This window comes from Mesorhizobium sp. M1C.F.Ca.ET.210.01.1.1, from assembly GCF_004791585.1.
GTDB lineage: Bacteria > Pseudomonadota > Alphaproteobacteria > Rhizobiales > Rhizobiaceae > Mesorhizobium.
Genome location: NZ_SRUU01000002.1, coordinates 26,547 through 47,996 on the forward strand (window position 1 = coordinate 26,547; position 21,450 = coordinate 47,996).

Annotated in this window: 20 protein-coding genes; 10 read left to right on the plus strand and 10 right to left on the minus strand. The window is 62.5% G+C overall.

Going from position 1 to position 21,450, the window contains the following annotated elements; genetic code table 11:
• The first annotated feature begins 42 nt into the window (after nucleotides 1–42).
• The 6 genes from EN853_RS02290 (at nucleotide 43) to EN853_RS02315 (ending at nucleotide 7,379) form a co-directional block, all read left to right on the plus strand.
• The gene (locus EN853_RS02290; protein ID WP_127857659.1) at nucleotides 43–1,230 is read left to right on the plus strand and encodes an O-succinylhomoserine sulfhydrylase; all 1,188 of its coding nucleotides are present in this window, start codon (nucleotides 43–45) and stop codon (nucleotides 1,228–1,230) included.
• A 182-nt stretch (nucleotides 1,231–1,412) separates the two neighbouring features.
• The gene (locus EN853_RS02295) at nucleotides 1,413–2,921 is read left to right on the plus strand and encodes an alpha-N-arabinofuranosidase (protein ID WP_127857660.1); all 1,509 of its coding nucleotides are present in this window, start codon (nucleotides 1,413–1,415) and stop codon (nucleotides 2,919–2,921) included.
• Nucleotides 2,922–3,237: 316 nt separating this feature from the next.
• On the plus strand, nucleotides 3,238–4,521 hold the full coding sequence (locus tag EN853_RS02300; protein ID WP_127857951.1) for an ABC transporter substrate-binding protein: 1,284 nt from the start codon (nucleotides 3,238–3,240) through the stop codon (nucleotides 4,519–4,521).
• A gap of 84 nt (nucleotides 4,522–4,605) precedes the next feature.
• Entirely contained in the window at nucleotides 4,606–5,490 is an 885-nt protein-coding gene (locus tag EN853_RS02305) for a sugar ABC transporter permease (RefSeq protein ID WP_127857661.1), read from the plus strand.
• A gap of 74 nt (nucleotides 5,491–5,564) precedes the next feature.
• Nucleotides 5,565–6,377 carry a carbohydrate ABC transporter permease gene (locus EN853_RS02310; protein ID WP_127857952.1) on the plus strand — a complete coding sequence of 271 codons (813 nt, stop codon included), beginning with the start codon at nucleotides 5,565–5,567 and terminating at the stop codon, nucleotides 6,375–6,377.
• A gap of 69 nt (nucleotides 6,378–6,446) precedes the next feature.
• Complete coding sequence (locus EN853_RS02315) at nucleotides 6,447–7,379, plus strand: helix-turn-helix domain-containing protein (protein ID WP_127857662.1); 933 nt, start codon at nucleotides 6,447–6,449, stop codon at nucleotides 7,377–7,379.
• Nucleotides 7,380–7,413: 34 nt separating this feature from the next.
• Here EN853_RS02315 and EN853_RS02320 read toward each other — a convergent pair whose 3' ends face one another.
• Nucleotides 7,414–8,559 carry a ceramide glucosyltransferase gene (locus tag EN853_RS02320; protein ID WP_127857663.1) on the minus strand — a complete coding sequence of 382 codons (1,146 nt, stop codon included), beginning with the start codon at nucleotides 8,557–8,559 and terminating at the stop codon, nucleotides 7,414–7,416.
• A gap of 222 nt (nucleotides 8,560–8,781) precedes the next feature.
• Here EN853_RS02320 and apaG point away from each other — a divergent pair, with 222 nt between their 5' ends.
• Nucleotides 8,782–9,174, plus strand: a complete 393-nt coding sequence (gene apaG / locus EN853_RS02325; protein ID WP_124996092.1) for a Co2+/Mg2+ efflux protein ApaG — start codon at nucleotides 8,782–8,784, stop codon at nucleotides 9,172–9,174.
• A gap of 202 nt (nucleotides 9,175–9,376) precedes the next feature.
• Complete coding sequence (locus tag EN853_RS02330; RefSeq protein WP_127857664.1) at nucleotides 9,377–10,186, plus strand: alpha/beta hydrolase; 810 nt, start codon at nucleotides 9,377–9,379, stop codon at nucleotides 10,184–10,186.
• 120 nt (nucleotides 10,187–10,306) lie between these two features.
• Here the strand turns inward: EN853_RS02330 and EN853_RS02335 are convergent, their stop codons facing one another.
• The 3 genes from EN853_RS02335 to EN853_RS02345 form a co-directional block, all read right to left on the minus strand.
• The gene (locus EN853_RS02335) at nucleotides 10,307–11,341 is read right to left on the minus strand and encodes an Hsp33 family molecular chaperone (RefSeq protein ID WP_127857665.1); all 1,035 of its coding nucleotides are present in this window, start codon (nucleotides 11,339–11,341) and stop codon (nucleotides 10,307–10,309) included.
• A gap of 108 nt (nucleotides 11,342–11,449) precedes the next feature.
• Nucleotides 11,450–12,361 (minus strand): ornithine carbamoyltransferase, encoded by a 912-nt coding sequence (argF, locus tag EN853_RS02340; protein WP_127857666.1) that lies wholly within the window; start codon nucleotides 12,359–12,361, stop codon nucleotides 11,450–11,452.
• Between the two features lie 16 nt (nucleotides 12,362–12,377).
• Entirely contained in the window at nucleotides 12,378–13,577 is a 1,200-nt protein-coding gene (locus tag EN853_RS02345; protein WP_127857667.1) for an aspartate aminotransferase family protein, read from the minus strand.
• Nucleotides 13,578–13,933: 356 nt separating this feature from the next.
• On the opposite strand from EN853_RS02345, the gene EN853_RS02350 reads away from it, so the two are divergent.
• Nucleotides 13,934–14,449, plus strand: coding sequence for a GcrA family cell cycle regulator (locus tag EN853_RS02350; protein WP_127857668.1), 516 nt, complete (start codon nucleotides 13,934–13,936; stop codon nucleotides 14,447–14,449).
• Nucleotides 14,450–14,551: 102 nt separating this feature from the next.
• On the opposite strand, the gene EN853_RS02355 is transcribed toward EN853_RS02350, so the two are convergent.
• The 3 genes from EN853_RS02355 to EN853_RS02365 all read right to left on the minus strand — a co-directional run bounded on the left by EN853_RS02355 (nucleotide 14,552) and on the right by EN853_RS02365 (nucleotide 17,750).
• Nucleotides 14,552–15,562, minus strand: a complete 1,011-nt coding sequence (locus EN853_RS02355; protein WP_127857669.1) for a magnesium and cobalt transport protein CorA — start codon at nucleotides 15,560–15,562, stop codon at nucleotides 14,552–14,554.
• Nucleotides 15,563–15,650: 88 nt separating this feature from the next.
• Nucleotides 15,651–16,376: a phosphate signaling complex protein PhoU gene (gene phoU / locus EN853_RS02360; RefSeq protein ID WP_127857670.1), complete on the minus strand. Its 726-nt coding sequence runs from the start codon at nucleotides 16,374–16,376 to the stop codon at nucleotides 15,651–15,653.
• A 108-nt stretch (nucleotides 16,377–16,484) separates the two neighbouring features.
• Nucleotides 16,485–17,750: an ATP-binding protein gene (locus EN853_RS02365; RefSeq protein ID WP_127857671.1), complete on the minus strand. Its 1,266-nt coding sequence runs from the start codon at nucleotides 17,748–17,750 to the stop codon at nucleotides 16,485–16,487.
• A gap of 191 nt (nucleotides 17,751–17,941) precedes the next feature.
• On the opposite strand from EN853_RS02365, the gene ppk2 reads away from it, so the two are divergent.
• Nucleotides 17,942–18,847, plus strand: a complete 906-nt coding sequence (gene ppk2, locus EN853_RS02370; protein WP_127857672.1) for a polyphosphate kinase 2 — start codon at nucleotides 17,942–17,944, stop codon at nucleotides 18,845–18,847.
• 80 nt (nucleotides 18,848–18,927) lie between these two features.
• On the opposite strand, the gene EN853_RS02375 is transcribed toward ppk2, so the two are convergent.
• The 3 genes from EN853_RS02375 to EN853_RS02385 form a co-directional block, all read right to left on the minus strand.
• Complete coding sequence (locus tag EN853_RS02375; RefSeq protein ID WP_127857673.1) at nucleotides 18,928–19,674, minus strand: enoyl-CoA hydratase-related protein; 747 nt, start codon at nucleotides 19,672–19,674, stop codon at nucleotides 18,928–18,930.
• 11 nt (nucleotides 19,675–19,685) lie between these two features.
• On the minus strand, nucleotides 19,686–20,324 hold the full coding sequence (locus EN853_RS02380) for an acyl-homoserine-lactone synthase (RefSeq protein ID WP_127857674.1): 639 nt from the start codon (nucleotides 20,322–20,324) through the stop codon (nucleotides 19,686–19,688).
• Between the two features lie 282 nt (nucleotides 20,325–20,606).
• Nucleotides 20,607–21,338: a LuxR family transcriptional regulator gene (locus EN853_RS02385; RefSeq protein ID WP_127857675.1), complete on the minus strand. Its 732-nt coding sequence runs from the start codon at nucleotides 21,336–21,338 to the stop codon at nucleotides 20,607–20,609.
• Nucleotides 21,339–21,450: the final 112 nt, after the last annotated feature.

Consider the following 21,450-nt stretch of genomic DNA (forward strand, 5'->3'; position numbering starts at 1 on the left):
TGCGACATCGCGGCCGGTTTTTTTGTGTTTGGAAGCAGGGCTATGACGAAGACGCGCAATTGGAAACCTCAGACGGCACTCGTGCATGGCGGGACGCTGCGTTCCGGCTTCGGCGAGACCGCCGAGGCGATGTATCTCACCCAGGGCTATGTCTATGAGACCGCGCAGGCCGCCGAAGCCCGTTTCAAGGGCGAGGAGCCGGGCTTCATCTATTCGCGCTACGCCAACCCGACGGTGGACATGTTCGAGAAGCGCATGTGCGCGCTGGAAGGCGCCGAAGACGCCCGCGCAACCGCTTCCGGCATGGCGGCGGTGTCCGCCGCACTTCTGTGCAGCGTCAAGGCCGGCGACCATGTCGTTGCGGCGCGGGCACTGTTCGGCTCATGCCGCTGGGTGGTCGAGACGCTGGCGCCGCGCTATGGCATCGAGGCGACGCTGGTCGACGGCACCGACATCGCCAATTGGGAAAAGGCGATCAGGCCCAACACCAAGCTGTTCTTCCTGGAAAGCCCGACCAACCCGACGCTGGAAGTGGTCGACATCGCCGCCGTTGCCGCTTTAGCCAATTCGATCGGCGCGCGCGTGATCGTCGACAATGTCTTTGCCACGCCGCTGCAGCAGAAGCCGCTACAACTCGGCGCCCATGTTGTCGTCTATTCGGCGACGAAGCACATCGACGGACAGGGCCGCTGTCTCGGCGGCGTCATCCTGTCGGACAAGAAGTGGATCGACGAGAACCTGCACGACTATTTCCGGCACACCGGCCCGAGCCTGTCGCCCTTCAATGCCTGGACGCTGCTCAAGGGCCTGGAGACGCTGCCGCTGCGGGTGCGCCAGCAGACGGAAAGCGCAGGCAAGATCGCGGACTTCCTGGCTGGCAGGCCGGAGATCTCCCGCGTTATCTATCCGGGCCGGGCAGACCATCCGCAGGCGGATATCGTCAGGAAGCAGATGTCAGGCGGCTCGACGCTGATCTGCATCGACGTCAAGGGCGGCAAGCAGGCGGCCTTCGCCTTCCAGAACGCGCTCGACATTGTGCTGATCTCCAACAATCTCGGCGACGCCAAGAGCCTGATCACCCATCCCGCGACGACGACGCACAAGAACCTCAGCGACGAGGCGCGCGCCGAACTCGGCATCGGGCCCGGCACGCTCAGGCTCTCCGTCGGCCTGGAGGATACCGACGATCTGCTCGGCGACGTCGAACAGGCGCTGAGGGCCGCCAGATAGCAGCGACCAGACCGGCAGCTTCCCGGTTTGACGCGATGCTGTCGGCAGCGTTTCGACAGCTCGGACCGAACGCACCTCCAAGTCCAAAAGTCGCCTCAAGCTGCGATTGACAGAGGTCGCAGCCAATGTTCAAATGCCCTGGTACATATCAGATTAGATGATATAAAGGGTAGGCGACGGACATGAAGGCGCATATAGCGGTCCACCGGGATTTCAAAATCGGGACCATCGACGATCGCATCTACAGCGCCTTTCTGGAGCATCTTGGGCGAGCCGTCTATGGCGGCATCTACGAGCCGGGCCACGCGACCGCCGACGAAGACGGATTCCGCGGCGATGTGCTCGAACTGGTGCGCGGCCTGAACGCGCCGCTGGTTCGCTACCCCGGCGGCAATTTCGTCTCCAACTACGACTGGCTGGACGGGATCGGGCCGAAGAATGAGCGGCCCGTACGGCTAGACTTCGCCTGGAAGACGACCGAGACCAACGAGATGGGGACGGATGAGTTCATTCGTTGGTGCCGCAAGGCCGGGACCGAGCCCATGCTTGCGGTCAATCTCGGCTCGAAGGGGTTCACAGAGGCGCTCGCCATGCTCGAATACTGCAACCATCCGGGGGGCAGCTACTGGAGCGACCTGCGCAGGAAGAACGGCTCGGCCGAGCCGCACAACGTTCGGGTCTGGTGCCTCGGCAACGAGATGGACGGGCCGTGGCAAATGAACCATCGCACGGCCCATGAATATGGCCGCGTCGCAAACGAGGTCGGTCGCGCGATGAAGGTCTTCGACCCGACCCTCGAGCTCGTCGCGTGCGGCTCCTCCAACCACAACATGCCCACCTATCCCGCCTGGGAGGCCGAGGTCCTCGAGCTCGCCTACGACAATGTAGACTACATCTCGCTGCATCAATACTGGGACAACTGGGACGATGACTACCTGAACTTCCTCGCCAAGTCCGTTCCGGTCGACCGCTACATCCAGACGATCAGCGGCGTAATCGACTACGTGAAGGCGAAGAGGCGCTCCAAGCACAACGTCTACATCTCCTTCGACGAATGGAACGTCTGGTATCACACCCGAAAGAAAGGCGTCAGCGACGGCGACGGGGTCAATTGGGCCAAGGCGCCCAGCTTGTTGGAGGACGCCTACAATTTCGAGGACGTCCTGCTTATCGGCTGCGCGCTCAATACATTCATCCGCCGGTCGGATCGTGTGAGGATCGCCTGCATCGCGCAGCTCGTGAACGTGATCGCACCCATCATGACGCAAACCGGCGGGCCGGCCTGGAAGCAAACCATCTTCTATCCCTACTACTACGCCTCCCTCTACGGCCGTGGCGATGCTTTGAACGTGGCCGTGGACGTGCCGACCTACGATGCCAAGATGGCGGATGACGTTCCCTATCTGGACGTCGCCGCGGTGCGGAGCCGGGACGGCGCGACCGTGGCGTTCTTCATGGTCAACCGCCACCCGGACGAGGCTTTGGCTATCGACATCGATATGGCCGGCTTCGCGCCGAAGAGCATCGCCGAGCACGTGTTGATTGCCCATCCTGACCTCAAGGCCACGAACACGGCCGCCAAGCCGGACCGCGTCTCTCCCAGCATCGGCGATGGGGTTTCGGTCATTGACGGGCGGGTCAAAGGGAACTTACCGCCGCGGTCCTATCATCTGGTACGCGTGAGCGTCTGAGACCGCAGGCAGGAGAGCGCAGGTCCTAATATACCAAACAATATGATACATACCATAAGATTGGTTGACCGTCCTACAAGCCAAAGGTATCGTTGAAATCAGGGAACCAAACGGAATCTCGATCCACGTTTGTTTTGCCATGCCGTCAGGGGATAGCGGGCGTGAGGAGCGTCCATGTTCCGCCCTGCCGGTCTTGATGCAACAGCAGTGGGCACGGCAGGCAGGATCGGCTGCCGATGCCAAACCGTCTGGAGGAATTCGAGCGCTGCGGCGACTTCTCGAAGCAAGCGAAAAATAGCCGAAAGGGAGGATCATGATGAGGACAATTCTGAAGAAGGCGCTGCTCACGGCGGCACTGATCGCATTCGCTGCCGGCGCGCAAGCGAAGGAGACGATCGTCTGGTGGGATTTCCTGAGCGGCGGCGACGGCGTGCGCATGAAGTCGCTGATCGATCAGTTCAACAAGGAACACGCGGATTCGATCGAGATCCAGGCGACGACGCTTGAATGGGGCGTGCCGTTCTACACGAAGGTCCAGACCTCGGCCGCCGTCGGCGAGGGACCGGATGTCATGACTTACCACCTGTCGCGCCTGCCGCTCGGCGTCGCCACGGGGACGCTGCGCGAAATCACCCCCGAGGAGTTGAAGGCCGCCGGCCTCTCGGCCGACAATTATGCGCCCGCCAACTGGAAAGCTGCCCAGGTGGACGGAAAGCAATACGCCATCCCCTTCGATATCCATTCGGTCGTTCTCTACTACAACAAGGACAAGCTCGCTGCAGCGGGTCTCCTCGGCCAGGACGGCCTGCCGAAAGGCCTCGACGGCGTCGACAATTTCCACGCAGCTCTCGAGAAACTGAAAGCCGGCGGCTCGGAATATGGCGTCTCCATCCACAGCGCTGCCGGCGACTCGCAGTGGCGCATCTTCTACTCGCTGTTCAGTCAGCAGGGCGGCAAGTTCCTCTCCGACAACGGCAAGTTTCTGGAAGGTGACAATCTCGACAAGGCAGTCAAAGCCACGAGCGTCGTCGCCAAATGGGTCGCCGACGGGCTGGCGCCCAAGTCGACCGACTATCCTGCCTCGATCGCGCTCTTCACGTCGGGCAAGGCCGCCATGCACATCAACGGTGTCTGGGAGGTGCCGACCTTCACGGATCTCGCCAAGCAGAACAAGCTCGGCTTCGAATGGGGGGCTATCCAGCTTCCGACTTTCTTCGACCAGCCGGCAACCTGGGCCGACTCGCACTCCTTCGCGATCCCGAACCGCAAGGGCAAGGAGATCTCGCCGGAGAAGCTGAAGGCAGTGCTGGAGACCGTCAAATGGATGAACGAGCACTCGCTGTTCTGGGCAACCGCAGGGCACATCCCCGCCTTTTCACCAGTCACTTCGAGCGACGATTTCAAGAAGATGCAACCAAACGCCACCTATTCAACACTGGCGAAAACAGCGGTGTTCGATCCGAGCTCCAAGCTCGCCGGTGTGGCCTCGCCGGTCTATGATGCGGCAGGAAACTTCCTGATGCCGGCGATCAACGGCGAGCTCGATCCGCAGGCGGCGATGGAGCAGATGCGCGACGATCTGGACGGTCAGACCGAGTAGACCTCCCGAGGAGTCCGCCGACGGCTGCGGTCGTCGGCGGACGGCCCTTGGAGACGGATTGGATCGAACAGGAGACCCGGTGCGATGCTAGCAAGCACCAGACGCGCCGAACGCCGTAGCGCTTTCATTCTGATTGCGCCCTTCTTGCTCATCTACCTGGTGCTCTTCATATATCCGACCCTGAAGATGCTCGAGCTCTCTTTCACGAACGCGCCGCTTATCGGCGAGGGAGATTGGGTCTATTTCAAGAACTATGTTCGGCTCTTCGGCGACAGGCTGTTCAAGACGGCGGTCTGGAACACCGGCTATTTCGTCGTGCTCACCGTGGTGCCGAACGTGGCGATCGGGCTCCTCATCGCGCTGATGGTGGACCGGCTGAAGGGATGGACGCAAAGCATCGTTCTTGCCGCCTTTTTCCTACCCTACATCCTGCCGGTCTCGGTGGTCTTCCTGATGTGGCGCTGGATCCTCGATCTGCAGTTCGGGATTGCGCAGTACCCGATCGAGCTCTTCTACGGTGAGCGCGTGCCTGTCTTCCGCACGATCCCGTGGTTCCTCCCCATGGTAGGGCTGATCACGATCTGGTGGACCAACGGCTTCAATGTTTTGCTCTTCATAGCGGGGTTGAGAAACATATCCCCGGAGATATATGACGCCGCGGCGATCGACGGCGCCAATCGCTGGCAGCTGTTCTGGAAGATCACCTGGCCGCTGATCTGGCCCGTCACGGCGCTTGTGGCGACGATCCAGCTCATCCTCCAGCTCAAGATATTCGATCAGGTCTATCTGTTTTCGATCGGCGGCCGTTCCGAGCCGACGATGGTGTTGGTGCAGTACATCTACCGCGAGGCCTTCCAACGCAATCATGGCGGCTATGCCGCAACGATTGCCACCGCGCTGTTCGTGCTGATCGCCGCGCTCTCGGTCCTGCAATACCAGGTGCTGCGCGCCAGGGGCGCCGAGCGATGAGCGTCGAAACCGGCCGCATCAAACTGCCAACCATCGGCGCCGAAGGCCGGCATCGCAGGCTGCGGGCCTTCGATATGGCGGGACTGGTTCTGACGCTGGCGACGTTCGTATTCGCTATCATCTGGGCCTTTCCGCTGTACTGGGCCATGGTGACCACGCTCAAGCCGGAATACGAGGTCGTCCAACCTGGAGTCCGCTTGTGGCCCGAAACCTTCACGCTCGAGGCCTACGCCTACGTTCTCCTGAACACGAAGATCGGGCTCTGGTACCTGAATTCGCTGGTGACCTCCGCAGCGGTCACCATGATCGTCATCTTCACGGCTGCGACCTGCGGCTATGCGATATCACAATTGCGCTTCCCGGGCCGCCGTCTGCTCTATCTGACGATCATGGCGAGCTTCATGGTGCCCATCCAGGCGCTGATAGTCACCCACTTCGTGCTGATGTCGAATTTCGGCACCCTCAACACCTGGCTCGGCATCATCCTCCCCCAGCTCATCGTTCCAGTCGTCGTCATCGTCTACAAGCAGTTCTTCGATTCGATCCCGCGCGACTTCCGTGAGGCGGCGATCATGGACGGCGCCAACGATTTCCAGCTTCTGTTCAAGATCTACCTGCCTATGAACTGGGGGGTGACCACGGCGCTGGCCATAATCACCTTCATCGGCGCATGGAACGCTTTCCTCTGGCCGTTCCTGGCGCAGAGTTCCGAGGAGACGATGAACATCACGGTCGGCGTCACGCAGGTGCACTCCGCCTTCGGTGTCCAGTATGCGCGCGAGCTGGCGGGCGCCGTGCTGGCAGGACTTCCCGTTGCGCTCGCCTATCTGATTTTCCAGCGCCGCGTGACCCAGGCGATAACGCTTTCGGCCGGCATCAAAGGCTGACCATCGGTTTGACTATCAGTAATTATGATATAAACACTGCCTCCTTTCCCGCTCAGGTCGCCGTCGTCCATGAAACCCAACTTCCTCACCATCGATCCGGAGGACGACATCGAGGTCTTGAAGGGACTGGCGTCACCGATCCGCGTACGCATCCTCAAGCTCCTGCGCAGCGAAGGCCCGCTCAACGTCAACGACATCACCCGCCGGCTGGAGCTGCCGCAATCGACGGTCGCCATCAACGTACAGACACTCGAGGAAGCCGGCCTGATCGTGACCGAGGCTGTCAAGGCCAGGAAGGGTCATCAAAAGATCTGTTCGGCCCGCTTCGATGAGATCATCGTGCGGTTCGAGGCGGAGGAGGAACTTCGACGCGACGCAAACGTCATCGAAGTCGCGATGCCGCTCGGCCTGTTCACCTCAGTCGAGGTCAGTCCGCCTTGCGGTCTCTGCTCGACTGATGGCGTGATCGGCCTGCTGGATGTCCCTGATTCCTTCCTCGATCCTGCGCGCGTCCAGGCGGCGCTCATCTGGTTCGGAATGGGCAGCGTCGAGTACAAATTTCCCAACAACGCCAAGTTGCTCAACGCCCAGATAGAGTCGATCGAGTTCTCGATGGAGCTCTCGTCGGAGGTGCCCGGCACCAATATGGACTGGCCTTCCGACCTCTCGCTTTGGGTGAACGACGTGGCCGTCGGCACCTGGACGTCGCCGGGCGACTATGGCGACAAGCGCGGTGTCTATACGCCAAGCTGGTGGAAGCTGGCAGGCTCACAATATGGCAAGTTGAAGAGCTGGCGGATCGGCCAGTCGGGGTCTTTCATCGACGGGGTCAGAATCTCCGACGTCACCGTGAACGACCTCGGCATCACCGAGCATCGCTCGATCCGGATGAGGATCGGCATCGACGCGAAGGCGAAGCATCCTGGCGGCGTCAACATATTTGGGCGCGGCTTCGGTAACTATGACCAGGATATAGTCATGCGGCTTGAGCTCGGTCGCTGACGACGAATGAGGGCGTGCGTCGCCTGTGCGCAGCTCAGGCGATCTCTTCCAGCTCGGTCATCTCCCCGGTGCGGATGGTCATGGCGTTGCCGCGCCACTCGACGGCGCCACCCAGCCAGCCGCGCGCCCAGATGGCGGGGAGCATCGCGTCGCGCACGATCATCGCGGTCACGCTGCGCGGCGACAGATACCAGCCCTTGGACCAGGCGAGCAGGCATTCCGGCACATAGGCGATCGCCAGCACGCAAAGCGCCGTGGTGGGGAGGCTGACGCCCGCGCCTGCCGCCGCGATCAGCGCGAAAAGCAGCGGCATCGCCGCACCGGTCAGGATCTCGGGCGCGAAGAAAAGCGGAAAGGTGACGCGGCGCAGCCGCGCCCAGCGCGCCTGGCGCGACCAGATTTCGGCAAGCCGGCGCTGGCCGAGCGGCTGCTCGAAGGGCGAGGCGACGAGATTTACACGCAGCCCCAGGCTGTTGACCAGCTTGGTGGCTGCAGCATCCTCGGCGATCTCGGCGGCTAAAGCATGGATGCCGCCACGGGCATCGAGCATCGGCTTGTTCCACAGCATGCTCTTGCCCTGGGCGAAGCCGAGACCGAGCGCTTCTCCGGTATATTGCCAGCGCGCCTGCAGGGTGTTGAGGAAGGCGCATTCGACTTCGGCCCAAAAACCATCCGGCCGCGAGCCAATCGGCGTCGAGCAGACGAGGCCGGTATCCGGCCGCCAGGCCGCCATAAGATGCTGGACATAGTCTTTGGGCATCAGCACGTTGGAATCGGCGAGGACCACCCAATCGTGCCGGGCCGCCTGCCAACCCTTGACGCAGTTGTTGAGCTTGGGATTGGCGCTGATCCTGTCATCGCCGACGAGCAGCCGCGCCGGAACCTTGGGGAAGCGCGCGATCGCGGCGTTGATCAGCCTGACCACGGGGTCTTCGGCGTGGGCGACGCAGAAGATCAGCTCATAGCGTGGCCAGTCGAGCGAGAAAGCGCGGCCCAGCGTCTCCTCGGTGAACGGCTCGACGCCGCGCGACGGCACGACGATAGAGACCGGCGGCTGCTTGCCGGAGGGCGCAGGAATGACCCGATGCGCCTCCAGCCGCAACGATGCAAGCAGGATGCCGGCGAGATTGGAAAGAAGAAGGGCTGACGAGGCAAAGGCGGCTGCGAAGGTCGGTTCCATCGAGATCTGGTCACTCCGGAAGGGCCGACGGCAGCGGCTTTCATCAGTCGACAGAGCGCCCGAGTCGCCCGGCGCAGTTCGCGCACACCAACATTGTCATGTGTCACTTAAATGACATTGTTTGTCGGCACTGCGCTTTAAGGTCGGCAGGTCAGGCTGCTTTTCGTTGATTTAGCTGCGGGGGCGACAAATATTTCCCTTGCGCAGCACCGGAGTTGCCCCATGTATCGCGCCGTCACGCGCAACATAGAAGTGCAGGTCAGGCCGTTCTATCTGGAGGATCGTTCCGATCCGTCCGAGAACCGCTATGTGTGGGGCTATCAGGTGACGATCGACAACCGGTCGGACGAGTTCGTGCAGCTTCTGTCGCGCTACTGGCACATAACCGACGGCCGCGGCCGCGTCGAGGAAGTGCGCGGCGCGGGCGTCGTCGGCGACCAGCCGGAACTCAATCCGGGCGACAGCTATCAGTACACATCGGGATGCCCGCTCTCGACGCCTTCCGGCATCATGGTCGGCCACTACACGATGCGCAACGGGCGCGGCGAAACGTTCGACGTCGCCATCCCCGCCTTCTCCCTCGACATGCCGGGGACAAGGCGGACGGTGAACTAGTGGCCGCTAACCCCCGCACTTTGGTACTGGCACATAGACTGGTTGCATTCGCCGCCTCTAACCAACCAACCAGATGCGCGCGAGTTAATGCAGGATCGGCACTTCCGTCGCCAATGCCACGCGATGCCGTGGAAGCGTTGCGCCAGCTTTCGTAACTATACTTAGCATTGAGCAGGGGGCTGGCCATGCGCCAGACGGCGGCTTGAAGCGCGATATCGAAACAGGGTTATTTCTGGGCCGGATGCCGTTCGCGAGAGTTGGACGGGGACCGGAACCTCTTCTCATCATCAACGGCGGCCAAGGGTTCATGATGAAACCCCTGCCATCCAGGCTGAAAAAGGACGCCGGACGGCTCATTCGCATCCTTCCACCCGACGTGAGCTTTGTGCTGATCGGCTACGATCCCGATCCAGAAGTCGGTCTTTCGCTCGAGGGCATGGCCAGAGACATCGCGGAGATCATTGACGGTAACTTCAAGAAGCCAGCGTGCTTGATGGGTATTTCCTACGGCGGCGTTGTCGCAACGCAGGTGGCCGCCCGGCATCCGGGCCATGTGGGCAAGCTGATCCTGCTGGCCAGTGCACACGGTTTTTCGGCTGATGGAAAAAAGCGGCTACAGAGACAAATTCGACTCGCAAAAGCCGGACAATTTCACGCGTTGTTGGCGGAATTCACAACGGTATTTCGGCGGCCATGGCTGAACCTTCTCTTGCGTCTTCGCCTGAGGTTCGAAGGACGCAGACTGATTGAACGGATCGGAGCGCCGGGTTCGATTGTTCGCTATCTCGAAGCAACACTCGACAACGAGGTGGCAAAGGAAGACCTCCGCAATATATCGGCACGGACGTTGATCCTCGGCGGCGAAAAGGACCAGTTCTTCGGCGGCGGCATGATGGAAGCCACCGCGAGTGCAATCAGCGGAGCGCAGCTCATCGTGCTCGATGAAGAGACCCATATGGCCCCAGTCGAACGAGTGTCAGATGTCCGCAAGCACCTCCAAGAATTCATTTGACGCTGACAACGGTGCGGCGCCAAAGCCCCGTCAAAAAGGGTAGCCAAAGGCAAGCCAAGCATCCTCTCCCCGGCCGGGGAGAGGATAGGCTGCGAAGCGGTTTTCTTTAGGAAAGCGACCCTATTGGGCCGAGCCGAACTCCGCAGGATCGAAGTCGTACCTCGTGGAGCAGAATTCGCAGGCGACGTGGATGCCGCCGTCCTCGGTGCTGTCGTCGATCTCCTCGGCGGAAAAACCTTCGAGGATGCCGCGGATCTTGTCACGCGAGCACGAGCACTGGTCGGCGACAGGCACGCCGCGGAAGACGCGCACGCCATGCTCGTGGAACAGCCGGTAGAGCAGCCGCTCGGCGCCCACCGTGGGATCGATCAGTTCGGTCGGCTCGGTGGTGCCGAGCAGGGCCAGGAGCTCCTGCCAGGAATTGTCGGCCGGCTCATGCGCTACCTCCCGCGGATCGCCGTCGCCGCCCGAAATATCGGGCACGCGCATGCGCTCCGGCGTCTGCGGCAGGAATTGCGCAAGGATGCCGCCGGCGCGCCACTGCTCGCGGGCGCCGCCAGGCCCCGGCGTCACCAGCTTGGCGACCGACATCCTGAGGTCCGTCGGGATCTGCTCCGACTGGCGGAAATAGGTGCGCGCGGCGTCTTCCAGCGACGTGCCGTCGAGCTGGACGATGCCCTGATAACGCTGCGTGTGGGCGCCCTGGTCGATGGTCAGGGCCAGGACGCCGGTGCCGAGCAGCTTCTCCTGCGAGGTCTCGCCGGCGGCAACCAGCGCCTGCAGCCGGTCGGCGTCGAAGCGCGCATAAGCGCGCAGCGCATGCGGCGTGGTGAAATCCGCCACCAGCATGTCGACCGGCCCGTCGGTGCGGGTCTGCAGGATGAACTTGCCCTCGAATTTCAGCGACGTGCCGAGCAGCACGGTGAGCACGCAGGCTTCCGCCAGCAGGCGCGCGACCGGTTCGGGATAGTCGTGGCGGCTGAGGATGGCGTCGAGCATCGGCCCGAGCTGCACGGTACGGCCGCGCACGTCCAGGGGCGCCACCTCGTAAGGCACGACATGGTCGTCGCCGGCGAAGCCGAATTCGCCGAGTTTGGGTTGATGTTCAGCCAATGGACTGGTTTCCAGCATGACAAAGCTCCAGGGCGCGGCCATGCCGCCCTGCGGGCCGCATGCGTCGAAGCGCGTTCGATTTCAGTGATGGCCCGCAAATAGGCATCACATCGCTCTGGATCAAGTTGGCCCGGATCACGCCGGCCTCGATCAAGCGCCCAGGCACCAGGCCAGCACCGCCTTCTGAGCGTGCAGCCGGTTCTCGGCCTCGTCGAACACTACCGAGTGAGGTCCGTCGATCACCTCATCGGTGACCTCCTCGCCGCGATGCGCCGGCAGGCAGTGCATGAACAGCGCATCGGACTTTGCCCTGGCCATCAGCGCGGCATTGACCTGGTAAGGCAGGAAGACGTTGTGGCCGCGGGCGCGATGCTCCTGGCCCATCGACACCCAGCTGTCGGTGACGACGCAATCCGCCTGGTCGACCGCCTCCTCGGCCGAGCGGGCAAACCTGACCTTGCCGCCATTGGCCTTTGACCAGTCGACATATTTCTCGAACGGCTCGCTGCCCTCGGGCACCGCGACATTGAGATTGAAGCGGAACCGCGCCGAGGCTTCGAGCAGCGAATGCAGCACATTGTTGCCGTCGCCGGTCCAGGCGAAGGTCTTGCCGGCCACCGGACCGCGATGCTCCTCGTAGGTCATGATGTCGGCCATAAGCTGGCAGGGATGGGTATCGTCGGTCAGCCCGTTGATCACCGGCACGGTGGCGTTCTCGGTGAGTTCCAGCAGCCGGTCGTGCGAGGTGGTGCGGATCATGATGGCGTCGACATAGCGCGACAGCACCTTGGCGGTGTCGGCGATGGTTTCGGAACGGCCGAGCTGCATCTCGGTGCCGGTCAGCATGATGGTCTCGCCGCCGAGCTGGCGCATGCCGACGTCGAAGGAAACGCGCGTGCGCGTCGACGGCTTGTCGAAGATCATCGCCAGCACCTTGCCTTCGAGCGGTTTCGAACGCTCGCCGGCCTTGAGCCTGGTCTTTCGCGCCACCGCGTCGTCCAGCATCAAGCGCAGGTCGCCTGCGGAAACGGCGGACAGGTCGGTGAAGTGGCGAACGCTCATCGGCAACATTCCAGAATTACTTAGCGGCTTCGGCCGCAATCGCGTCGGTCAGGCCCTTGGCGCCCGAGCGGATGCGCTTCAACGCCTCGCCGATCTCGGCATCGGTGACGGTGAGCGGCGGCAAGAGGCGGATGACGTTGTCCCCGGCCGGCACCGCCAGCAAGTGCTGGTCGCGCAGCGCCATGTTCACCTTGGTGTTGGGCATGACGCATTTCAGGCCAAGCATCAGGCCGGTTCCGCGAATGCCTTCGATGACATCTGGAAATTCGTCGGCCACCGCCGCCAGGCCCTGCTTCAGAAGCAGCGCCTTGCGCTGCACGTCCTCGAGGAAACCGTCGGCCAGCACGACGTCGAGCACGGCGTTGCCCACCGCCATGGCCAGCGGATTGCCGCCGAAAGTGGTGCCGTGCACGCCGGCCGTCATGCCGGTCGCGGCCTCATCGGTCGCGAGGCAGGCACCCATCGGGAAGCCGCCGCCGATACCCTTGGCGATCGCCATCAGGTCAGGCGTCACACCGGCCCATTCATGCGCGAACAGCTTGCCGGTGCGACCGATGCCGCACTGGACCTCGTCGAAGATCAGAAGCAGGCCGTGCTGGTCGCAGAGCTGCCGCAACCGTTTCAAGGATTGCGTCGGCACCGGGCGGATGCCGCCCTCGCCCTGCACCGGCTCGATCAGGATCGCCGCTGTCTCGGGCGTGATCGCCTTTTCAGCGGCGTCGATGTCGTCGAACGCCACCTGGTCGAAGCCCTCGACCTTCGGACCGAAACCCTCGAGATATTTGTACTGGCCGCCGGCGGCGATCGTCGCCAGCGTGCGGCCATGGAAGGCGCCCTCGAAGGTGATGATGCGGGAACGCTCCGGATGGCCCTTGACGAACTGGTAGCGCCGCGCCGTCTTGATGGCGCATTCCAGGGCCTCGGCGCCCGAATTGGTGAAGAACACCTTGTCGGCGAAGGTTGCATCGACCAGCCGTTCGCCCAGCCGGCGCTGCTCGGGGATCTCATAGAGGTTCGAGACGTGCCAGAGCTTGGCGGCCTGTTCGGTGAGCGCGGCAACCAGATGCGGATGGCTGTGGCCCAGCGAATTCACGGCGATGCCGCCGGCGAAGTCGAGATATCGCTCGCCCTTATTGGTGACCAGCCAGGTCCCCTCCCCGCGGTCGAAAGCCAGGGGTGCGCGAGCAAAGGTCTCGTAAAGCGCCGAACCGCTCATTATATGCGTCTCCGGAACCGGAAATCAAAAAAGCCGCCAATGCGGCGGCCTTTGCGGCTTATCGTGTTTTTCGGCCATGAAGTCAACGAAAAGGTCGCGCAGAAGCGCGCGGCAACGCTCCGACGGCGCGCCGGCTCATAAGCGGTCAGGCAAGTTGGGGAAAACCGAAAAAACCGAATCGTGTTGCCCTGGGGACTCTTGTCACCGAGTCAGCGCTTAAGGTAATTGTAGTCGAGAAATAACTAGATTTCGTGCGGCGGATCTAATCACCCGGTACATGTGGTGTTGTTTGCCCGGCGGGAGCCGGGGCGGGAAAGGATTCTGACTGCCGTACGCCTCAGCAGGAGCGCGGTCTCATGAACTGGACTGACGAGCGGGTCGAACTTCTCAGGAAATTATGGTCGGAGGGTCTGAGCGCCAGCCAGATCGCCGCGCAGCTCGGCGGAGTGAGCCGCAACGCCGTCATCGGCAAGGTGCATCGCCTGAAACTTTCCGGCCGTGGCCGCGCGACTGCAGCGCCTGCGCGACAGAAGAAGGCGACACAAGGAGCATCGATGCAGAAAACGGTGGCCCGTGCCGCAAGTGCCGCACGTCATGTGACGGCTACAATCGGCGCGACCGCGCTGCAGGTGCAGTTCGACGCCGAGCCGGTGGCGCGCCACTATATCCGCCCGGTCGAGAACGTGGTCGTGCCGATCTCGCGCAACCTGCAGCTCGTCGAGCTGACCGAGCGCACCTGCAAGTGGCCGAACGGCGATCCGCTGTCGGAAGATTTCTCATTCTGCGGCAACGACGCCGCCGAGACCGGGCCATACTGCAAATATCACGCCCGTGTCGCGTTCCAGCCTGCGGCGGACCGGCGGCGTAGATAAGGGAATAGGAGAGCAGGGCAGTAAGGGAGTAGGTTGGATAGCGCTTTGTAAGCGCGACTTCCGGCAATTCCTGACATACTCCCTTACAGCCTTACTCCCCTTTCACAACCAACCATTCTTCCTGAACCGCCAGTACAGGAACACGCAGATCATCGCGATCGCCACCAGCACGGTCGGGTAGCCATACTCCATCCGGAGTTCCGGCATGTCCGTGAAGTTCATGCCGTAGATGCCGGCGAAGGCCGTCGGTACCGCCAGGATGGCAGCCCATGAGGCGAGCTTCTTGGAAATCGCCGTTTCCTGGCTCTGTCCGACCAGAAGGCTGGCTTCGAAGGCGAAGGCCAGGACCTCGCGCAGGCTGTCGATCTTTTCCTGCACGGTGCGGATGTGGTCCGTCACGTCGCGGAACAGCGGATGCATGGCGGCTTGGATCTGCGGCAGGTCGGCGCTGGTCAGGCGGCGGCAAACCTCCACCAACGGCAGCGCCGCGTTGCGCAATCTCAGCAGATCGCGGCGCAGCATGTAGAGCCGTTCGATGTCTTCGCCGCTCATCGGCTTCAGCAGCACCTTGTCTTCGATCTGCTCGACCTCGTCCTCGATCTGCTCGAGCACCGGCATGTAGTTGTCGACGATGAAATCGAGGATGGCATAGAGGACGAAATCCTCACCCTTGGCGAGCGACGACGGGCAGCTTTCCCAGTGCTGGCGCACCGGGGCGTAGGAGGTCGAAGGGCCATGCCTGACGCTGACGATATAGCCGGTGCCGACGAAGAGATGCGTCTCGCCGAAGGTGACGCGGCCATCGATCAGCTGGGCGGTGCGGGCAACGATGAACAAGGCATCGCCATACTGCTCGATCTTCGGCCGCTGATGCGGATGCTCGGCGTCCTCGATGGCGAGATCATGCAGATGAAACTGCGCCTGCACCCTGAGCAGCAGGTTGCGGTCCGGCTCGAGCAGGCCGATCCAGACGACATGGCCGGGCCTTGCCGCCCATACACCAGCCTCTTCTATCGGAATGTCGGCGATGCGCTTGCCGGCTGAATAGACGCTCGAGGCAATGATGCCGGACGTCGGCTGCGGGCCCGGGGTCAGGTTTCGAACTTGTTCCATCGCAAACCTCCCGAAACAACAACTGACGAAATCGCTGCAAGTGGAGGAGCTTAGCCTAAATTAGAAATCCGTTCGAGGGCCGCCCCGTTCACTTAGCCGGCACCGCCCCCGGGGACACCACCTGGTCGGTCTTGTCGCTCTTAGGCCGATCGGCCGGCATCTGGTCGCCGGTGACGATATAATAGATGGTCTCGGCGATGTTGGTGGCGTGGTCGCCGATCCGCTCGATGTTCTTGGCGCAGAAGAGCAGATGCGTGCAGGGCGTGATGTTGCGCGGATCTTCCATCATGTAGGTCAACAGCTCGCGAAACAGCGAGGTGTACATGGCGTCGATCTGGTCGTCGCGGTCGCGCACGAAACCGATCTTCTCGACCGAGCGCGAGGCATAGACGTCGAGCACTTCCTTGAGCTGTGTCAGCGCCAGATCGGCCAGCGCCTCGAGGCCGCGGAAGAGGCTGCTCGGCTGGCGGCCATCGATGACCGCAGCGACGCGCTTGGCGACGTTCTTGCCGAGATCGCCGACGCGCTCGATGTCGGCCGAGATGCGGATGGCGCCGACGATCTCGCGCAGGTCAGTCGCCATCGGCTGGCGCCTGGCGATGATGACGATGGCCTTGTCGTCGATCTCGCGCTGCCCCTCGTCGAGGACGAGATCGTCCTGGATGACCTTCTGGGCGAGGCCAGGGTCGGCGTTGACCAGGGCTGCGACCGCCTGCTCGACCATCCGCTCTGCATGCCCGCCCATAGCGGCTATGCGCTTCGACAGGAACTTCAGTTCTTCGTCATAGGCACTGACAATGTGGACGGACTGCATGGCTATGCCTTCCCGGTTTTTGCCGGCTGGTGCGTTCCCTCAATCTGTCGCTGATACGCGAACCGGATGACAGAAAGAAGAAATTGCCGGTTGGCAAGCAATACTCGATCAGCGAGCCGGCAAATGAACCGTGAACGCCGCGCCCTTGCCGACTTCCGACTTGATCGACAGCCTGGCATTATGACGGGTCAATATATGCTTGACGATAGAAAGGCCAAGACCGGTGCCCTTCTGGGTCCGGCTGTTTTCGACATCGACGCGGTAAAAGCGCTCCGTGATGCGCGGAATGTGTTCCTCGGCAATGCCAGGACCATAGTCCCTTATGGTGACGTCGATGCCTGCATCCTGGCCATCCTCGCCGGCGGCGATGGATACGGTGACGCGCCCGCCTGACTGGCCGTATTTGCAGGCATTCTCCAGCAGATTTTCGAAAACCTGGAACAGCTCGTCGCGGTCGCCGGGCACCGAAAGCGGTCCCTCGATGAAGTCGCGCTCGATGACAACGCCGTTCTCGCTGGCCAGCGGCCCGAGGGAATCGATGACGCTGTCGATGGTCTGGCGAAGATCGACCTCGGTTCCCGTCCTCAGATAGGGTTTCATCTCCAGCCGCGACAGCGACAACAGGTCGTCGATCAGGCGCGCCATGCGGCCCGTTTGGTTCTGCATGATCTGCAGGAACTGGTCGCGCGCCGCCGGATCGCCGCGCGCCGGGCCGCGCAGCGTCTCGATGAAGCCGGCGATCGAGGCAAGCGGGGTGCGCAGCTCATGGCTGGCATTGGCGATGAAATCGGCGCGCATGCGGTCGATGCGGCGCGCCTCGCTCTGATCCTTGAACACCAGCACATAGAGACCGGTGGCATGGCCGACCGAGGACGCGCTCACCCGGTATGTCCGCTCGACGGGCAGCTTTTCGGTGTAGTCGACGACGTCGGACGACACGGCTCCCGAGACAATGCCGTCAAGCAGAGCCTGCATTTCGGGCGCGCGGAATTTCAGCGACAGCGACATGCCGGGCGCCAGTCCGCCGAAGGCGGCGAAGGCGGCCGCATTGGCATGGACGATTGCCGCCGTCCGGTCGAAGATGATCAGCGGATCGGCAACGGCCGCCGCGAGATACTCGCCGGAGAGCCGCTGCAGGCCGTTTGCCTCGATCGCCGCCGCTTCGTCGGCGGACTGCCGTTCGACGTCGGCGGGCAGCATTGCGGCCGCGACCAGCAGTGCCAGTGCCAGCAGCGGCACATAGATCGAAAAGCCGCCGAAAGCGTAGACGGCGAGGACCGCGGCGACGGCCGCCACGAGCGACCAACGCCTGCGCCGCAGCCGGGCTACGGCCGCCTGCACTGCGTCTTTCCGGTCTGCGCCCGTATCGACCATGCGCTGCCCCGCATCCTTCCGTCCGTGAATTCGCCGGACCGGACCGGCGCATGACCCCCGAAAAATCGGAATCGATTTTCTGCAATGTTCATGCGCAAAATCAACATGCTACGACGCCCTTGCGTCCGGACGGACGTGACGCCTTACAGGCTCCCATAGCATGAGTCCGCAAGCTGGAAAGGTTCGCCTCGATGAAAAATGCCAAGGAAAAAGCCGAAGCGGCGCCCGCCGCAGGACCGATCAAGATCAGGATCGGCGGCAAGGAACGCGAGTTCGACATCGACAACCCGGTGCTTCCGGACTGGATCGAGGACAACAAGCTGACCGCCGGCGGCTATCCTTACAACAAGAAGATGAAGAGCGAGGATTACGACAAGGAGCTCGAGGAACTGCAGATCGAGCTGGTCAAGGCGCAGGCCTGGCTGCAGGCGACCGGCAAGCGGGTGATGGCGCTGTTCGAAGGGCGAGATGCGGCCGGCAAGGGCGGCACGATCTTCGTGCTGCGGCAGTATATGAACCCGCGCACGGCGCGAAACGTGGCGCTGACCAAGCCGACGCCGACGGAAACCGGGCAATGGTACTATCAGCGCTATGTCGACCATTTCCCCACCTCGGGCGAGTTCGTCACCTTCGACCGCTCCTGGTACAACCGCGCCGGCGTCGAGCCCGTGATGGGGTTCTGCACGGCGGAGCAGCACGAGAAATTCCTCGACGAGACGCCGCATTTCGAGCGCATGATCTGCAACGAGGGGATTCACTTCTTCAAATTCTGGCTGAACATCGGCCGCGAGACGCAGCTCGAACGCTTCCACGACCGCCGCTGGTCGCCATTGAAGAACTGGAAGTTCTCGCCGATCGACGTCGCCGGCATCAACAAATGGGACGACTACACCAAGGCGCGCGACCTGATGGTCGAGCGCACCCACAAGGAGTTCGCGCCCTGGATCATCGTGCGCGCCAACGACAAGCGCCGCGCGCGGCTCGCAGTAATGCAGCGGATCCTGTTGTCGCTGCCTTATGACGGGCGCGATCTCGACGCTATCGGCAAGGAAGACAGGAAGATCATCGGCCAAGGGCCGTCGTTCCTGGAGAAGTAGCTTCTCCGGCGCCCGCCAACCGGGCGCCCAAAATTACAGCGCCGCGCAGTGGTGCGCGGCGCTGAGGTTTTATGCGGGAATCAGGCGGCCAGGCGGGCGATCCGCTGCAGCCGCTTCAGCGTGGCGTCGTCCTGAAGCGCCTGCTGGAACAGCGATATCTCATGGTCGATGCGGTCGCACAGAGGGTCCGTATCGCCCTTGAGCAGAGCGCGCGTCTGCAGCAATGCGGCAACCGGCTTCTTGGCGAGCTGCCTTGCCCTGACCAAGGCCGTCTCCTCGGCACTGCCATCCACGATCTCACCGACCAGGCCGAGCGCCTTGGCGTCGTCGACGCCCAGCGTGTCGCCCAGGCAGAAGAAGCGGAAAGCGCCGGCATAGCCGAGCTTCTGGGGCGCCAGGATGCTGGTCGCGGCGTCCGGGACGAGGCCGAAATCGACGAACGGCACCCTGAAGGTGCTGCCTCTGGAAGCAATCACCATGTCGCAGTGGAACAGGATCGTGCAGCCGACGCCAACGGCATCCCCGTCCACGCAGGCCAGGACCGGCTTGGGGAAGGTCGCAAGCATGCGGAACATGTCGGTGACGGCGGCAATCAGCTGCTGGTGTTTGGTGGCGTCGAGGAACTCCGAGAAGTCGCCGCCGAGGCAGAAGCAGCCGGCGAGGCCGCGCAGCACGACCACGCGGACGTCGTCATTGACGGCGGCCTCGTGGAAGGTGCTGGCGAGGCTCGCATAGGCGTGCCTGTCCAGCACCGGTCGACCGTCATGCGAGGACACCGTGACGACCAGCGTGTGGCCGCGCAGTTCGGGTTCGGGATGGAAGCTCATGACCACCTCCTTCACGAAGCCTGCCTAAGGCCGAGCTGGCCGGGATAACCCCGGTTGAGCACCGGCAGGAAGTGATTGCGGCGCTGCCTGATCACATTCAGCGTGTGCTCGGTGAAGGTGAGCAGCGTCGCCACGACCTGCTGGTTGCCATAGGTGCGCTGGTAACCGAGCGGCGTCGCCAGGAAATGCAGCTGCAGCGCCCGCAGCACCCACATCGGTTCGAACTCGATGATGACCTGGTTGACATTGCGCTTGAGGCCCCATTCGACGAAGCCGGCGATCAGCTCGGTGCCGACCGTCGAGACGCCGCGCTTGCCGTCACGAAAGCCCGGCGCCACCGCATAGCGGGTCAGTTCCCAGACGCTCGGTCCTGAGGGGGACGCCCCCTCGCAGAGATCAGACAGCACGTCGGTCAGAAGGTGCGCCCGCGTCGTCGGCAGCATGCGCTGGTAGCCGGCGAGTTCGCCGTTGCGGATGACGAGGTGATGTTCGGCCTCCTCATGATCGAACTGATCGATCTCTAAGCCATCCGGGCGATCGAGATCGGTCCACCCCATCTCCTCGACGAAGATCTTGTAGCGCAGGCGATGGACCGCTTCCCAAAGGTCGGGGCGTTCCATCAATTCCTGAGTGGTAAGGGAAAAAAGCATTAGCCGTCTCCTAGGCTTAAGAGGAAGATACGGCCGGGCTTTCCCGAAAATATTACGCGATCGCGTAGGCAAGTATTTTTAGGCCAGCACGGCCGACCTGGCTAATATAGCCACGCCTAATCGCCTCGGCGACAGCCCGCACACTGGGGAGGCACCGAGTTTGCTTTTGGCGTTAAGAAAGCATTAGCCGTCTCCCGGGCCCAAGAGGAAGACACGGCCGAACTTTCCCGAAGATAGCATGCGATGGCGTAGGCAAGAATTTCTACGCCGGCCGCGGCCAGCCTAGCTAATATAGCCGCGCCTGATCGCCTCGGCGACTGCCTGCACCCGGTTGGCTGCACCCAGTTTGCTTTTGGCGTTAAGAAGATGTTTCTCGGAGGTATGCTCCGAGATGCCGAGAATTTGCGAAATCTCCCACTCGGACTTGCCGACGGCCGCCCACTGCAGGCATTCGCGCTCGCGCGGTGTCAATTCAATGTGATCGATAACCTTGCCGGCCATCGTATGAAGCTGCATGGCGCGGCCGATGGCGTAGGTGGACGCCAGCGAAACCATCCCGAACTCGGCCTCCGACAACTCGACCGACTCACCACCCAGCGAGACCATGACGATCTGGCCGTCGAGCGTGACCAGCGGAAAGGCGAGGCCGTCGCGAAGCTTGAATTCGCGGGCATCGCCCATGACCTCGTCGCTGCTCTTGTCGATGACGATGGCCTGCGAGGCCTCCCGCCACTGGAACGGGGCCTGCAATTGCTTCATATGGCTGACGACCGGATCATGGTCGACATAGTTGCGCGCCACGTAGCGCTCCAGCCACTCGCCCGGCCAGTCGCAGAGCAGCACGTGGTCCTTCTGCTGGCTGCGCGGCGTGCCGGGTTGCGGCACGGTGCCGGCCATCAGCGCCGTCAGCCCGAAACCCGAGGTGACGTCGAGCAACCGCTCGCATACCGCCTCCGCCGTGTTGGCATGCTGCAGTTGGTCTATGTATTCCAGAGTTCTATCGAACATGCTCATCGCAACATCTACCCCATGTTGCTGGTTCTGCTTCGTTGCCAACGGTAGATGCCCGAACCACCCTTCGCCATCAACCCCAGTTCGCAAGCTTTCTCGCGCCGCCGGTTATCTC

What these genes read in the sequence shown, in the direction of transcription:
- EN853_RS02290 (WP_127857659.1), top strand. Translation starts at nt 43, where the DNA reads ATGACGAAGACGCGCAATTGGAAACCTCAGACGGCACTCGTGCATGGC.
- EN853_RS02295 (WP_127857660.1), top strand. Translation starts at nt 1,413, where the DNA reads ATGAAGGCGCATATAGCGGTCCACCGGGATTTCAAAATCGGGACCATC.
- EN853_RS02300 (WP_127857951.1), top strand. Translation starts at nt 3,238, where the DNA reads ATGAGGACAATTCTGAAGAAGGCGCTGCTCACGGCGGCACTGATCGCA.
- EN853_RS02305 (WP_127857661.1), top strand. Translation starts at nt 4,606, where the DNA reads ATGCTAGCAAGCACCAGACGCGCCGAACGCCGTAGCGCTTTCATTCTG.
- EN853_RS02310 (WP_127857952.1), top strand. Translation starts at nt 5,565, where the DNA reads ATGGCGGGACTGGTTCTGACGCTGGCGACGTTCGTATTCGCTATCATC.
- EN853_RS02315 (WP_127857662.1), top strand. Translation starts at nt 6,447, where the DNA reads ATGAAACCCAACTTCCTCACCATCGATCCGGAGGACGACATCGAGGTC.
- EN853_RS02320 (WP_127857663.1), bottom strand. Translation starts at nt 8,559, where the DNA reads ATGGAACCGACCTTCGCAGCCGCCTTTGCCTCGTCAGCCCTTCTTCTT.
- apaG (WP_124996092.1), top strand. Translation starts at nt 8,782, where the DNA reads ATGTATCGCGCCGTCACGCGCAACATAGAAGTGCAGGTCAGGCCGTTC.
- EN853_RS02335 (WP_127857665.1), bottom strand. Translation starts at nt 11,341, where the DNA reads ATGGCCGCGCCCTGGAGCTTTGTCATGCTGGAAACCAGTCCATTGGCT.
- argF (WP_127857666.1), bottom strand. Translation starts at nt 12,361, where the DNA reads ATGAGCGTTCGCCACTTCACCGACCTGTCCGCCGTTTCCGCAGGCGAC.
- EN853_RS02345 (WP_127857667.1), bottom strand. Translation starts at nt 13,577, where the DNA reads ATGAGCGGTTCGGCGCTTTACGAGACCTTTGCTCGCGCACCCCTGGCT.
- EN853_RS02350 (WP_127857668.1), top strand. Translation starts at nt 13,934, where the DNA reads ATGAACTGGACTGACGAGCGGGTCGAACTTCTCAGGAAATTATGGTCG.
- EN853_RS02355 (WP_127857669.1), bottom strand. Translation starts at nt 15,562, where the DNA reads ATGGAACAAGTTCGAAACCTGACCCCGGGCCCGCAGCCGACGTCCGGC.
- phoU (WP_127857670.1), bottom strand. Translation starts at nt 16,376, where the DNA reads ATGCAGTCCGTCCACATTGTCAGTGCCTATGACGAAGAACTGAAGTTC.
- EN853_RS02365 (WP_127857671.1), bottom strand. Translation starts at nt 17,750, where the DNA reads ATGGTCGATACGGGCGCAGACCGGAAAGACGCAGTGCAGGCGGCCGTA.
- ppk2 (WP_127857672.1), top strand. Translation starts at nt 17,942, where the DNA reads ATGAAAAATGCCAAGGAAAAAGCCGAAGCGGCGCCCGCCGCAGGACCG.
- EN853_RS02375 (WP_127857673.1), bottom strand. Translation starts at nt 19,674, where the DNA reads ATGAGCTTCCATCCCGAACCCGAACTGCGCGGCCACACGCTGGTCGTC.
- EN853_RS02380 (WP_127857674.1), bottom strand. Translation starts at nt 20,324, where the DNA reads ATGCTTTTTTCCCTTACCACTCAGGAATTGATGGAACGCCCCGACCTT.
- EN853_RS02385 (WP_127857675.1), bottom strand. Translation starts at nt 21,338, where the DNA reads ATGAGCATGTTCGATAGAACTCTGGAATACATAGACCAACTGCAGCAT.